The organism is Candidatus Wallbacteria bacterium (genome assembly GCA_028687545.1).
Lineage (GTDB): Bacteria > Muiribacteriota > JAQTZZ01 > JAQTZZ01 > JAQTZZ01 > JAQTZZ01.
The window spans coordinates 1-13,602 of sequence record JAQTZZ010000044.1; the positions used below are offsets into that span (position 1 = coordinate 1).

General features: G+C 49.5%; 15 protein-coding genes and 1 tRNA gene. 15 read left to right on the forward strand and 1 reads right to left on the reverse strand.

Features of this window, described 5'->3' with window-relative positions:
* The 14 genes from tuf to PHW04_14690 form a co-directional block, all read left to right on the forward strand.
* On the forward strand, positions 1-128 hold a 128-nt coding region (tuf, locus tag PHW04_14625; protein ID MDD2717123.1), incomplete at its 5' end, for an elongation factor Tu.
* A 14-nt stretch (positions 129-142) separates the two neighbouring features.
* The gene (gene rpmG / locus PHW04_14630) at positions 143-295 is read left to right on the forward strand and encodes a 50S ribosomal protein L33 (protein MDD2717124.1); all 153 of its coding nucleotides are present in this window, start codon (positions 143-145) and stop codon (positions 293-295) included.
* 197 nt (positions 296-492) lie between these two features.
* Positions 493-568 (forward strand) — tRNA-Trp (locus PHW04_14635).
* 99 nt (positions 569-667) lie between these two features.
* Complete coding sequence (gene secE, locus PHW04_14640) at positions 668-868, forward strand: preprotein translocase subunit SecE (GenBank protein ID MDD2717125.1); 201 nt, start codon at positions 668-670, stop codon at positions 866-868.
* 9 nt (positions 869-877) lie between these two features.
* Positions 878-1,402 carry a transcription termination/antitermination protein NusG gene (gene nusG / locus PHW04_14645; GenBank protein MDD2717126.1) on the forward strand — a complete coding sequence of 175 codons (525 nt, stop codon included), beginning with the start codon at positions 878-880 and terminating at the stop codon, positions 1,400-1,402.
* A gap of 101 nt (positions 1,403-1,503) precedes the next feature.
* Positions 1,504-1,938: a 50S ribosomal protein L11 gene (gene rplK / locus PHW04_14650; GenBank protein ID MDD2717127.1), complete on the forward strand. Its 435-nt coding sequence runs from the start codon at positions 1,504-1,506 to the stop codon at positions 1,936-1,938.
* Positions 1,939-2,072: 134 nt separating this feature from the next.
* Positions 2,073-2,780 (forward strand): 50S ribosomal protein L1, encoded by a 708-nt coding sequence (rplA, locus tag PHW04_14655; GenBank protein MDD2717128.1) that lies wholly within the window; start codon positions 2,073-2,075, stop codon positions 2,778-2,780.
* Positions 2,781-2,971: 191 nt separating this feature from the next.
* Positions 2,972-3,511 carry a 50S ribosomal protein L10 gene (gene rplJ, locus PHW04_14660; protein ID MDD2717129.1) on the forward strand — a complete coding sequence of 180 codons (540 nt, stop codon included), beginning with the start codon at positions 2,972-2,974 and terminating at the stop codon, positions 3,509-3,511.
* A 26-nt stretch (positions 3,512-3,537) separates the two neighbouring features.
* A complete protein-coding gene (gene rplL / locus PHW04_14665; GenBank protein ID MDD2717130.1) occupies positions 3,538-3,915 on the forward strand; it encodes a 50S ribosomal protein L7/L12 in 378 nt (125 codons plus the stop codon).
* A gap of 117 nt (positions 3,916-4,032) precedes the next feature.
* The gene (locus tag PHW04_14670; GenBank protein MDD2717131.1) at positions 4,033-5,949 is read left to right on the forward strand and encodes a transketolase; all 1,917 of its coding nucleotides are present in this window, start codon (positions 4,033-4,035) and stop codon (positions 5,947-5,949) included.
* Between the two features lie 5 nt (positions 5,950-5,954).
* Positions 5,955-6,881, forward strand: coding sequence for a type II secretion system F family protein (locus PHW04_14675; protein MDD2717132.1), 927 nt, complete (start codon positions 5,955-5,957; stop codon positions 6,879-6,881).
* A 45-nt stretch (positions 6,882-6,926) separates the two neighbouring features.
* The gene (locus PHW04_14680) at positions 6,927-7,583 is read left to right on the forward strand and encodes a hypothetical protein (GenBank protein MDD2717133.1); all 657 of its coding nucleotides are present in this window, start codon (positions 6,927-6,929) and stop codon (positions 7,581-7,583) included.
* A complete protein-coding gene (locus tag PHW04_14685; protein ID MDD2717134.1) occupies positions 7,573-8,478 on the forward strand; it encodes a lysylphosphatidylglycerol synthase transmembrane domain-containing protein in 906 nt (301 codons plus the stop codon). Before PHW04_14680 ends, PHW04_14685 begins: the two co-directional genes overlap by 11 nt.
* 87 nt (positions 8,479-8,565) lie before the next feature.
* Entirely contained in the window at positions 8,566-10,926 is a 2,361-nt protein-coding gene (locus PHW04_14690) for a GAF domain-containing protein (GenBank protein ID MDD2717135.1), read from the forward strand.
* Here the strand turns inward: PHW04_14690 and PHW04_14695 are convergent.
* Positions 10,923-11,921, reverse strand: coding sequence for an asparaginase (locus PHW04_14695; GenBank protein MDD2717136.1), 999 nt, complete (start codon positions 11,919-11,921; stop codon positions 10,923-10,925). The genes PHW04_14690 and PHW04_14695 overlap by 4 nt on opposite strands.
* Positions 11,922-12,081: 160 nt before the next feature.
* Between PHW04_14695 and PHW04_14700 the strand changes: the two genes are divergently transcribed.
* On the forward strand, positions 12,082-13,560 hold the full coding sequence (locus tag PHW04_14700) for an agmatine deiminase family protein (protein ID MDD2717137.1): 1,479 nt from the start codon (positions 12,082-12,084) through the stop codon (positions 13,558-13,560).
* The last annotated feature ends 42 nt before the right edge of the window (positions 13,561-13,602 follow it).

Genomic DNA, 13,602 nt, shown 5'->3' on the forward strand with positions numbered 1-13,602 from the left:
CGGGCGACAACATCAGCATCGAAGTAAAATTGATCACCCCGATCGCCATGGAAAAGGAACTGCGCTTCGCGATTCGCGAAGGCGGCAGGACCGTGGGCGCCGGTGTCGTGGTTTCAATAGTTGAATAGATAAGGGGTAAATTATGCGGGAAATTGTTTCCCTGGAATGCACGGTCTGCAAGCGGAAGAACTATACCACCACTAGAAACAAGAAAACCGCCAAGGACAAGCTTGTGCTCAAGAAATACTGCTCTTTTGACAAGAAGCATACTGAGCATAAAGAGTCGAAAGTTTAGCTGGCTGTTAGGCCCGTTGCAAGCGGGACGTTACAGCCACTTAATCCCCGAGCGTCCCGAAGCAAGCTTCGGGATATGAAGCTCTAAAGGACGGGAAGTCCTTAAGAGCTTCAACACAGCGAGTGGGATCTGAGCTATGGTTGCAGATCTCAATTGGCAAAAGGGGACTAAAGCATGTTGCAACAGTCGTATTCGGTAGGCTCGTAGCTCAATTGGCAGAGCACCGGTCTCCAAAACCGGGGGTTGGGGGTTCGAGGCCCTCCGGGCCTGCCATTACATAGGAGGTACTTCCGGTAGAACTCATTAACGAGTTGATGATGACTGATATTAAAAAACGAACCAAGATGCAGATAGACGTGTAAGAGGTACGAAATGAAGAAATACTGGCTGATAGTGGTAGAATTTCTAAAGGAAGTTAGGGGCGAGCTGAAGAAAGTAAGCTGGCCGAGTCGTGAGGGAGTTTTTACCTCGACCAAGGTTGTACTCCTCCTTTCTTTAATGTTGGGGGCTTACGTCGGTGTGGTCGATGCACTTTTCAGATTCATTATCAATCAATTGCTGAGCATGAGGTAACAAAGGGTTATGTCCAATCAAAAGTGGTATGTTGTCCACACTTATTCGGGATTCGAAAACAAAGTTAAAGCTAATCTTGAGCATAGGATTGCCACCATGGGCATGCAGGACAAGATCTTCAATATCCTGATTCCTGTTGAAGCAAAGGTGGACCCGAGCAAGAAAGAGGAAGACCGCAAGATTTTCCCCGGGTATGTGCTGATTGAAATGGCAATGGACGATGAATCCTGGTTTGTGGTGCGAAACACACCTGGAGTGACAGGTTTCATTGGACTTGGCAACAAACCCTCACCTCTTTCAGAACGTGAAGTGCATAATATTCTTTCCCAGATCGGGCTGCAGGCCAAACCGAAGAAAATTGAATTTCATTACGATCTTGGCGACAAAGTCCGGATCAAGGAAGGACCTTTTGTGGATTTCATAGGTGAAATCAGGGAAATCAACCATGAAAAACAGAGCGTGAAACTGCTCTTGAAGATATTCGGCAGGGAAACTTCAGTCGAACTGGATTTCTCGCAGGTAGAAGAATTGTGAAGAAGCTGTTAAGAACCTGAGCAGCGCGAAGGTTCTGTTACAGCTTCTCATCCCCGAAGCAACGCGAGGGGATAACAAGGATCTTAAAGAAGAGGTGAAATATGGCCAAGAAAGTGGCAGCAATCGTGAAACTGCAGATCGCAGCCGGCAAAGCGAATCCGGCTCCTCCGGTGGGACCTGCCCTGGGACAGCACGGTGTCAATATCATGGAATTCTGCAAGGCATTCAATGCCAAGACCACCAAGGAAGGCGACACAATCATCCCGGTGGTGATCACAATTTACGCTGATCGGAGCTTCAGCTTTGAAACCAAAACTCCTCCCGCATCCGTACTTCTAAAAAAAGCGGCTGGTGTGGAAAGTGGTTCTCCGAATCCGCTTAAACAGAAACTCGAGAAGAAAGTCCCGGCTTCCAAAGTCCGTGAAATAGCTGAAAGGAAAATGCCGGACCTCAATGCAAATGATCTTGACGCTGCATTCAAGATCATAGCCGGCACTGCCCGCAGCATGGGACTGGAAATAGATTATACAAAGTAGGAAAAGAATTATTGTCCCGGCTTTCTTCGAAAGCCAGGACCTAAGCAGCTGGTAACGTCCCGCGTTCCGCGGAACCAACAGCTGACTAAGGTGGGAGTACCCTGAAGGGTACGTTAGAACCACAGGAGGTTAGAATGGCAAGGAAAGGCAAGAAGTACAACGAAGCAAAGAAAAAGATTGAAGCAGGAAAGCTGTTTACGTTGGAGGAAGCTTTCAAACTTCTGACCGGTACTGCCTTCGCCCGCTTTGATGAGACTGTGCTGGCCTCGTTCAACATGGGCGTTGATCCCAAGTATGCAGACCAGCAGGTCAGATCCACAATCAGCCTGCCGCACGGAACCGGCAAATCCAAGAGAGTGCTCGTCCTGGCTCAGGGTGACAAGGAAAAGGAAGCCAAGGACGCTGGCGCGGACTTTACCGGTGGACCGGAACTGATCGAAAAGATCCAGGGCGGATGGCTCGACTATGATGCGGTAATCGCTACTCCGGACATGATGAAGTTTGTCGGAAAACTCGGCAAAATACTGGGTCCAAGAGGCCTGATGCCGAACCCCAAGGTCGGCACAGCTACCAATGACGTGGCCAAGGCAGTCACCGAAATCAAGGGTGGACGCGTGGAATTCAAAGTCGACAAGCAGGGTAACCTGCATGTGCCGATCGGAAAAGTTTCATTCGGTCCTGACAAATTGAAGGAAAACTATGTTACACTGTTCATGGCAATCTGGAAGGTGAAACCATCCGGAGCCAAAGGAACATACATGAAAAGTGCCTACGTTTCGCCTACCATGGGGCCGAGCATCCACATCGACCACAACGAAGCGAAGAAATCATTGGAGGCATAGTTAAGATTCAATCGACAGTTTGACGGATAAGCAAAAGGTCGCAGACAGTAGGTAAGCAGCAGTAACAAACAAGTTTGTAACTGCTGCTAAAAATCCTACCGAGACCAGGAGTGAATGTAACAAAAACTTCTGCGTCTCGACGCAGAAGTTTTTTTTAGAGAAGAATGTATAACGAGAGGAGGTGAATCTTAATGTTTAACAAGAAACAGAAAAGCGACAATGTTGAGCAGATCAGAACCAAGCTTCAGAAATCCAATCTGCTGATCATTGCTGAATATCAGGGCATGACTGTGGAAAATCTGAATCTACTGAGAAACAGACTCAGAAAAGAATCCAAGTCCGAGTATACGGTGTATAAGAACACCTTGTTCAAACTTGCCCTGGGTAAAGACAGCCCGCTCGCCAAAGACGAATACCTGACAGGTCCCAACGGTATCGTTTTTTCTTACGGCGACCAGGCCAGAACCGCTAAAATCGTGACTGAAATCTCCGAGAAGAACGACAAGTTCAAGCTCAAGATCGGTCTGATGGGCGACAGGATTCTGACCAGGAAAGATCTGGAGGCTCTCTCCAAGCTGCCGAGCAGGGAAGTTATGCTCGCCACGCTGCTTTGCACGATGAAGGCACCTATTTCCGGCATGGTCAACGTCTGCGCGGGCGTGATCCGCGGATTCGTGAATTGTGTTAACGAAGTTAAGAAACAGAAAGAATCTCAACCACAACAAGCCTAAGAAGCTTATAATTTCGAGGAGGAAAAATGAACAAAGAGCAAATTATGGAAGCCGTTGAAAAGATGACAGTGCTTGAGCTGTCCGAACTGGTAAAGGCGATGGAAGAAAAATTCGGCGTTTCCGCCGCAGCTCCCATGGCGATGGCCATGCCCGGGATTGCAGCAGCAGCTCCAGCCGCCGCTGAAGAGAAAACTGAATTCGATGCCATCCTGAAGTCCTATGAAGCAGCAGACAAAATCAAGGTCATCAAAGTTGTGCGCGAAGTGACCGGACTGGGACTCAAGGAAGCCAAGGACCTGGTCGAGGCAGTGCCGAAGCCGCTCAAGACTGGAGCCACCAAGGAAGAGGCTGCTGGAATTAAAGAAAAATTCAAGGATTGCAAAGCTGAAGTCGAAATCAAGTAATCTCCGCTGAGATTTTAAAAAATGGGGGTATTGATGATACTCCCATTTTTTTTTCGTTTGATGAAAAAGGTGGATTCGAATAATATGGTTGGATTGAGAAATTGTGGAGGAAAAAAGATGAACGCGTTTTCGGAAAAAGTACCTGACAGTAAAAAGATTGCTGAACTGGAGCGCCTTGCGAAAAAATGCCGTGGCGACATCCTGCGCATGACTACTGTCGCAAAATCCGGACATCCGGGCGGATCGATGTCCTCCATCGACATCTACCTCACGCTTTGGAGTTTCGCTGATATCTGCCTGCGGAAAATCAAAGACCCGGGCCGTGACAGGATTGTGGTCTCCCACGGACATACCAGCCCTGGTGTCTATTCCGTACTTGGCAATCTCGGATTTTTCGACCTTCAGACAGCAATCGCCTCTTTCAGACTGGCCGGCAGTATCTTCGAAGGGCATGTTGAGCGGGAAGTGCCGGGTGTGGAATGGGGAACAGGCAATCTGGGCCAGGGACTTTCAGCGGGATGTGGAATGGCGCTGGCCGCCCGTCTGACAGGAAGCGATTTCCGGGTATATGTGATAATGGGTGACGGTGAGCAGCAGAAAGGGCAGATTTCTGAGGCCAGGCGCTTTGCCGCCAAGTATGGACTGCGCAATTTGACCGTGGTCATTGACTGCAACCACCTTCAGATCTCCGGCAATACAGCAGAAGTGATGCCTCAGCGATTGATCGACGAATACAAGGCAGACGGCTTTGAAACGATCGAAATCGACGGGCATTCGTTCCGGGACATCTACAGGGGATTTCATGAGGCAGGCAAAGCCAGAGCACCAGTGATGATACTTGCCCATACTGTAATGGGTAAAATGGTCTCATTCATGGAGAACCAGCATCAGTATCATGGAAAACCTTTGACAGAAGAGGAATTCAGCAGAGCCATCGCTGAACTCGGACAGGAGAATGATCTGAATCTATTCCAAAAGAAACGGGAACAGCTTCTCCTGAAAAGGCATCAGAACACGTTTACAAATCAACCCTGCCCCGTAATTTCTGCGGAACCCAGGGTTTATTCCGAAAAGACCGATAACCGCAGTGCCTATGGCAACGCGCTCCTGGATATCGCGGCTGCCAACCTCAGAAATGGTGTACTTCCCATGGCAGTCCTGGACTGCGACCTGGCCGGATCTGTAAAAACCGATGAATTTATGAAAAAATACCCTGCTAACTTTTTCCAGGCTGGAATCCAGGAACACCATGCTGCAACAATGGCCGGTGCACTTTCCACCCAGGGTATTCTGACCTTCTGGTCCGACTTCGGAGTGTTCGGTGTGGATGAGACATACAACCAGGCCCGCCTCAACGATATCAACCAGAGCGAGCTTAAGCTCTGCTGCACACATTGCGGACTGGATGTCGGGGAAGACGGCAAAACCCATCACTGCATTGACTATGTGGGGCTGTTCCGGAATCTGCCGGGATTCAAGGTAGTGGTGCCGGCTGACCCAAACCAGACCGACCGCGTGATCAAAGAAATAGCAGTTTCCAAGGGAAATTTTCTGGCCGTGATGGGCAGGAGCAAGCTTGAAATTCTCAAGCGGGAGGATGGAACTGTTCAGTTCCCGGAGAAATATCGTTTCAAATACGGTGAGACAGTGGCATTACGAGAGGAAAAAGGGGTGCAGGTCAGCATTTTTGCAGTGGGGCAGCTGGCCGGGGTCTGCCTGAAGGCTTGGTCGATGCTGAAAAAAGAAGGCATTTCAGTGAATGTGTTTTCCGTCAGCTGTCCGCTTTCGATCGATGAAAGCGTTCTGGAGAGGACAGCGGATAACTCGTGGTGGATTACAGTTGAGGACCATCTCAACCAGTCCGGATTCGGATCTACTCTGGCTAGATACATGGCGGCAAAGGGAGTTAAGACCAGGCTGCTCTGCCTTGGTCCGGAAAACTATTCCGTTTCCGGGGACAGCGGAGACCTGTACCGCATGGAAGGTCTCGACGCAATCGGCATTTCCGGGAAAATCAAGAGTCTGTTGTGTTGAACTGGATGCAGGAAAACCGGCGGGTCAAGTTTTACGACGCGCTCGCCGGATCCTTGAACGCCGGGCTTCCTCTGACCAGATCCCTTTCCACCTGCCGGGGGCTCCTGCCTGATGTGGTAATCGACAAACTCTGCAGTGCCGTCGACAGCGGGCAGGCCCTTGGTGATGTTTTACCCCAATTTCCAGAAGTTTTTCCAGACTTCGACAGAAAAATGCTCGATCTGGCCGCCAGAACCGGCAACTGGCCACATTTTCTGAAATCTCTTTCAGGATATTATGCTGCCAGGGTGGAAAATGCCTATGGATTCGCTTCTGGAATCGCTTATCCGTTTTTCCTCGCCCATATGGCAATTCTACTGCCGGAAATCGGGCGCTGGGCTACCGACGGAATGTTCAGCTACCTGCTGCGCGTACTGCCTCAGCTTTTCGTTTTTTACGCAGTGATCGGTTATCTGGTGTTTTCTTTTTTGGACAAAAAAAGCCGTGAGAGGCTGATAAAGATTCCGTATCTCAGCACTTTCCTGCAGGGGAGTGAATTCACCGATTTTCTGCAAGTACTCGGCATACAGCTGGATGCGGGCATCAATGTCCACGAAGCGCTTCACGGAGCAGCCGGGATACTCAAGACCGGATCGCTGATCGCTAAAATTTCCAGGGCGGACCTGGAAATCTCCAGGGGTGCCACGTTTTCTGAAGCCATGGGGAAGAGCGGAACAGTCACAGACAAGTCTCTGCTCGCATCCATCGCCTCAGGCGAAGTGTCAGGAACTCTGCCCAGGGTAATTCTGGCTGAGAGCGGAGTACTCAGAGCCAAACACCAGAAATCTCTCAGGCTGGCAACTAAAATTCTCTCAGCCCTGGTTTTCGGGCTGACCGCAGCATTGATAGCCTTCAAAATCGTTGGATTTTATCTGAATCTCGGATTCATATAAACGGATTTCCTTATTTCAGAAGACAAAAATCCGATAAGATTACTGATGAAGATTAATTCGGTAATTTTTCAGCTGGTTGTTTCAAGCCTGTTCTTGCTGAGTTTTAATCTTACTGCTGAAAAAAAAGCTGTAGGCCGCCAAAACGAAGTCAGGATTGACGTGAGGGTCATGGACATCAATGAAAGCGATCTGGACCGAATGGGTATCATGATGCAGGGAATGCCGATGACATACAAGGTCTGTTATATCGGGACATCCGAGAATCAGTGCAATGGCCTGCTGGCTTCTCTGGAGATGCTGGCACATAGCAATCGAGCCCGCATCCTGTCCAGCCCGATTATCAGGATGGAAGACGGAAAGAGCGCCACAATCAATGTTGGCGAGTCCTGCTCAGCGCTTTACAATCCTGCTGACATCAAACTCACCGTTAATCCGAAAATCCGTGAGAACAGGGAAATCGAACTGCAGATCATGCTGACCATTTCCAGTCAAAGCGATGCCGGTGCAGACGGACAGCTGCATACTTCCAGTACGGACACAGAGACCCTTGTGAGAGTAAGGGGTGGCGAAACTGTGGTGCTCGGCGGGCTCTCCGGCTCAAAAAGCCGGGACATGTCGACTGTGATGTTTCTGACCCCGTCCCTGGTCAAAAAGGACAGTCAGATGGAACCTGAGCTTTCCGAATACCCCTATGAAATTTGATCTCAAAACGCCTTATTACAAGCTGATCGGCCTGGCTCTGCTTATCTACCTGCTGCGATTTGTGGACTGGGAAAGATACCTGGAACTGGTTCGTAATCTAAAGTTGCTTCCCTTTGTTCTTTCCTGCCTGGTTGTATTTCCCCAGATGATGTTGAAAACATTGCGCTGGCGGGAGCTGCTTGCTGATCTTGGAGTTCCCTGCAGGGACGGTTTTTATCAATTGAATCTATATTATTTTGCAGGCCTTTTCTTCGGTATTTTCACACCAGGCAGGCTAGGAGATCTGATCAAGTTCAAATTTCTGGAAACAACTGACCTGAAAAAAGCAGCTGCCGCGACTTTCATTGACAGGCTCTGGGATTTGCTGGTTACCCTGCTGTTCGGAATTTTATCGATTATCTATACTTTTGGGATATCTGCCAGGATCATACTCCTGTCGGCCGGAACCGGCCTTTTGTGTGTCCTGATCCTGAGAATTTTAAAGTTCCGGGCTGGAAACCTGACCAGGTTCCTCCCTGAAGCTCTATCCGGTATCAGCATGGATTACAGGGCTTTTCTCAATCCAAAGCGGCAGTGCTGGATTTTCGCAGTTACAGCTGTTTCGATCTGTTTTTTCTATTTCAGGATGTATATAGCGTCAATTGCGCTGGGAGTTGAACTTTCCCTGCTGCAGATTTTTCTGGTCTGCTCAAGCGTCAGCGTCGCCGTTTTGCTTCCGGTTTCAGTCTCAGGCTTCGGCACCCGCGAGGGGACGGTCATGCTCTATTTCGCACGATTCAAGTTGTCGGCAGCCGTGGCCTTCGCATTTTCCAGCCTGATCCTGGCGCTGACACTCTTCGATGGTCTGATCGGATACCTGGCATATATAGCGATTCCGGCTCGGAATCGGGAATAGCCTTGACTTTTCCTGTGGATTAAGGTTTAATTATTAAAGCAGCCGCCGTCGCTAGCGGATTTTTGGCGGGAAGAGGTATTGGCTAAAATGGCGAAACAGAAGGACGACAGATTCCTCAATTTTTTGATTGGCTTCTGCGAGAAATGCGGTTGCGACCTTGTGATCAGGGACAAGAAAGGCGGCGAAGTCTTTTCGTTCAGGCAGAAAAAAAGCGAGCTTTCATATCAGGGAAAAGTCGGAGAAGGCGCCGGCGCCTGGATTTTCGAGACCAACTCCAAGGAAATTTTGCCGGATCTGGAAAACCTGTTGTCTGAAAAACTCGAATTCGAGAGGGTGAAGCGCGAAAACGAACGTAAAGAGAAGATCATCTATTCCCTGGAGAGCGTTTCCGAGGGAATGAACACTATTTATGACCTGAAATCCATCCTCCAGATCATACTCGATACAGCTTTCAAGATCACCCAGGCTCACACCGGCGCGATCCTGCTGCTCGGAGAAGACGGCTATCTGGACTTGATGGTGGCTACCGGCAAAGATCAGGACCTGGTGAACAAGATCAGGCTGAAAATCGGGCAGGGCATCACCGGATGGACCGCAGAGCACGCCAAACTGCTCAACGTGCCGGATGTACGTAAGGACAACCGCTTCTTCAAGACCAATGAGGAAGTGAAATCCGAACTCGCGGTTCCGCTGATGTCCGGTGAAACTGTAATCGGTGTCCTGAACGTAGACAGTAAAAACATCGCCTCTTTTGACAAGGAAGATGAGATTCTGCTTTCTAATCTCGCGGCCCAGGCTGCCAAGATCATAGAAAATTCCCGGCTTTACAAGAAGGCAAGCCAGAAGGTCTCTGAACTGTCGATCCTGTTTCAGATCAACAAAGCCATCAGCACCATCCTGGATCTGGATACCCTGCTTTCCAAGATTATTGACCTGGTTGTGAAGGTGATGAAGGTGGAGCATGCTTCGCTGATGCTGCTCAACAAAGATTCCGAGGAACTGGAGATCAAGGCAGCGATCGGTCTTGAGGAACAGATAATCAGGGATACCAAAATTCCCATGGGAGAGGGCATTTCCGGGTACGTGGCCAAGACAGGTGTTCCACTTTTGATCAAGGACCTGAAAAACGACAGGCAGTTTTCCAGATATTACCGCAAAGAACTGAAGGCTAATTCGCTGCTCAGTGTACCATTGATCCTGAGAAACGAAATAATCGGGGTGATCAATCTCAACAACAAAAAGGGCGGCGAAGCATTCAATTCCGACGACTGCAACCTGATGGAAACGATTGCAATCCAGGTGGCCTCGGCCATCGCCAATGCGCGTCTGTATGAGAAAGCCACGGAGAAACTGCAGGAACTCTCGATGATCAATTCCCTGGGCAACAGATTTTCTTCTTCCCTGAACATCGAGAAGGTACTGTCGCTTTTCATCAACGAAGTACAGAGAATTTTCAACGCTGACAGGGCTTCCCTGATGCTGCTTGACAATGAAGGCAAAAAACTCAAGATCAAGCAGGTGTATGGCATTCCGGAGCGCGAGCGCAAGATTACTTTCGAGATCGGCGAAGGGGTGGCAGGACTCTCAGTCAAAATGAAGAAACCGATTCTCGTGAAAAATACGAATCGCAGCGATGAATACAAGAAATTTTTCCCTGATGGAGGGGAGTATTCCCTGATCACTGTGCCGCTGATCTTCAAGAACAAGATCCTGGGAGTGATCAATCTGGAACGTGACCTGTCCCATTTCCAGGCCTTCTCACAGGAAAATCTCGAACTCCTGACTACGATTGCCTATCAGGGCGCCAATGCCCTCGAAAACGCCAACCTTTACACTGAGCTGATCAACCTTTATTTGACAACAATCCAGTCCCTGGCAGCCGCCATTGATGCCAAGGACCCTTATACACACGGACATTCCAAGCGGGTGGCTGAATACGCAGTCGCGATCTCCCGGAAGATCGGCTGTACTCTGGAAGAACTTGAAGTGATCAAGCATACTGCCCTGCTCCACGATATCGGCAAGATCGGCGTACCTGAGAAGATCCTGATGAAACCGGGAAAACTCACCAGGGAGGAATTTGAGGAGATCAAGAAGCATCCTGTCCTGGGCACCGAAATCATCAAGAGCATCAAATTTCTGGAGGAAGTGAGCCTGTTCCTGAAACATCATCATGAGCGATTCGACGGTAAAGGCTATCCGGATTCGCTGGCCGGGGAAGACATCCCGCTTGGTTCCCGGATCATCTCCATCGCCGATACTTTCGATGCCATGACCTCTGACCGGCCTTACAGAAAAAGCTGCTCCAGGGAAAGGGCGATGGAAGAGCTGAAAACCTGTGCTGGCCACCAGTTCGACCCTATACTTGTGGATGCTTTCATTTCAGTTCTGTCGGAAGAACATCTTGATTTCTCCAAACATCAGGCGAAAAGAATCGCAGTCGGTTAGTTTGGAGTCAATTCCCCGCGGACCGGGGTTTCCATGATGATGCGCACTTTATTTTCAGGGAAATTTCCCAGTGTCCACATCAATTTGACCAGCGCTGTTTCAGGTGTCATATCATAACCGGAGATTGCCCCGGCTTCGAGCGCTTCTTTTCCAGCTTCGTAAATTGTGAGATCAGTGATTCCCACCATGCACTGGGATACGATCACGATCAGGGTGCCCTGTTTGGTAGCTTTCCTGATCATCGGAGGCAGCGAGCGGAAATTGTCGGGTACGTTTCCTACACCGTAGCTCTCAAGGATGATGCCCTTGTTGCCGGATTTGATGCAGTAATCAAACAGTTCAGGCGAAAATCCGGGATGGATTTTCAAAAGAGCTACCCTGCTGTCCAGTTTATCCCGCAGTTTCGGCTTTCCAGCTTTGCCTGGAATGCCTTCGCGCCAGCGGATGGAGAGCCCGATCACCCCGATCGGTTCCTCGTTGACTGAGGTGAAAGCCTGCAGATCAAAGGAGCTGACTTTTTTGGCCCTGGTTCCGCGGATCACCTGGCTCCCGAACACAATGAATACACCGCCCGGATTTTTTCTGGTCAGAAGCAGGGAATTGATCACATTGTTGTGCCCGTCAGACCCGGGATCGCGGAGCGGCAGCTGCGATCCGGTGATGATCACAGGTTTTCTGATTCCTTCCAGCATGAATGAAAGTGCGGCAGCTGTGTAACACATGGTGTCTGTGCCGTGCAGGATTAAAAATCCATCGAAATCAGCGAGTCTCTCGAAGATGCAGCGGGCCAGGGTCTGCCAGTGCTCAGGCTGCATATTGGAGCTGTCCAGATTGAAAAGCGAGTGATAGTGGAAATCAAAGTCCGGGGTAAAAAGGGAGAGAAGCTCGGACAGAGGGGTACAGCTGCCAGGTTCGAGCGGACCGGCTTTGTCGCTCCTCTCCATCATGATCGTGCCGCCTGTCAGGATTACCAGGATTTTTAATTTGCGTGCCACGCTGACTCCTTAAATTGCTAATTCTTCACTCAGTATCTCAGAATCTATTTTGAGATTCAATCCTTAGTGTTTTGCCTTCATTTTCTGTTTACAAATATTCAAATCCGGATATAATTTATTACATAGAGACGTCAGATCTTAATTTTCATAAGGAGGGTTTGTGATCAGATTACTTGCAGTGCTTTTCTGTCTTACACTCACTTTTGCAGTCATGTCTGAACCGGTTCAGCAGGACGACATTAACAGCAAAATTGAAAAAGAACCTGCCGGCAACTCATCCACACCGCTGCCTGCAGCGATGACGGCTGAAGAGTGGGAAGCAGTCAGAAAAATGCCTCCGGTGAGAGCGTTCCGCGCCGGCAGAAAGCCGACAGGGACATTCACCGCGCCTGCCGAATATGAACCTGCAGATGCGCTGTTCCTGTCATGGAAAGGCTGGGAAGATTTGCTCGCCCAGATGGCCAAATTCGTGGCAGAGGATTCCAAAGTCTATATCGCCTATGATTATAACCTTTCTGCGATCAAGTCCAAGTTAAGTTCAGTCGGAGCCAACTTGTCGAACATCGAATTCCTCAATGTTCCTCTTGACGCAGTCTGGATGCGGGATTTCGGCCCCTGGTGGATCCTGAAGAACGGCGGAAACCGTGAAATCATCGATACCAAGTATTACCGCGACAGGCAGAATGATGATGCTTTCCCGATCAAATTCGGCCAGCTGAAAGGAATTCCTGTCAATGAATCCAACCTGATCACTGAAGGCGGCAATATCATGCTCGACGGACATGGAGTTGCCATCATTTCAGATGTTCAGCTGAGGAAGAACTCCTGGGGCGTTACCTATACCAAAGAGCAGGTGGAGCAGATCTACCGCGATTATTTCGGGGTCAACAGGGTGATCTGGCTGAAACGCCTGAAAGACGGATCTGCAGGCGGAACAGGCCATATCGACATACAGATGAAGCTTCTGAATGATAATACGATCATTGTCAGCCAGCACAGCGGACCTAGCGCAGGATACTCAGGCAACTATGAAATCCTGGAAGAAAATGCCCGCATCATGGCCAATGAAACCAACGGGCTTGGCCAGAAATTCAATGTAGTGCGGATCCCGATGCCGGATCATCCCAGATCCACTTATACCTATACTAATTCCCTGATCATCAATAAAAAGGTGCTGGTGCCTGTTTTCGGAATCGCGGATGACGAAAGAGCGCTGGAAATTTACCGGAACTGCCTGCCTGGTTACGATGTGCAGGGCTTCGACAGCAGCGACATCATTAATTATGGAGGTGCTATCCACTGCACTACAATTACACAGTATACTGATGGCATGAAGTTGATTTATAACCCTGCCAGGGCTGGCAAGGCAGGCGAACCTGTGACTGTGCGCCTGGAAGTGGAAAGCCGCAATCCTCTTTCCCAGGATGGCGCCAGGCTTTTCTGGTCTACTGAGAGAAACGGGGCTTATCAGCCTCTGAAACTTTCCCTGAAGAATGGTGCCTATCAGGGGCAGATCCCTGCCCAGACCGCAGGCACCAGGATTTACTATTTCTTCTCAGCTGAAGATCTGACCGGGAGTTACCTTAACCTGCCGGCTGGAGCGCCGGATACGGAAGTCTATAACCTCATTTTTAACTGAGTTCCATTACTAAAAGGGGCTGTCCGAAAAGTCAGCCCCTTT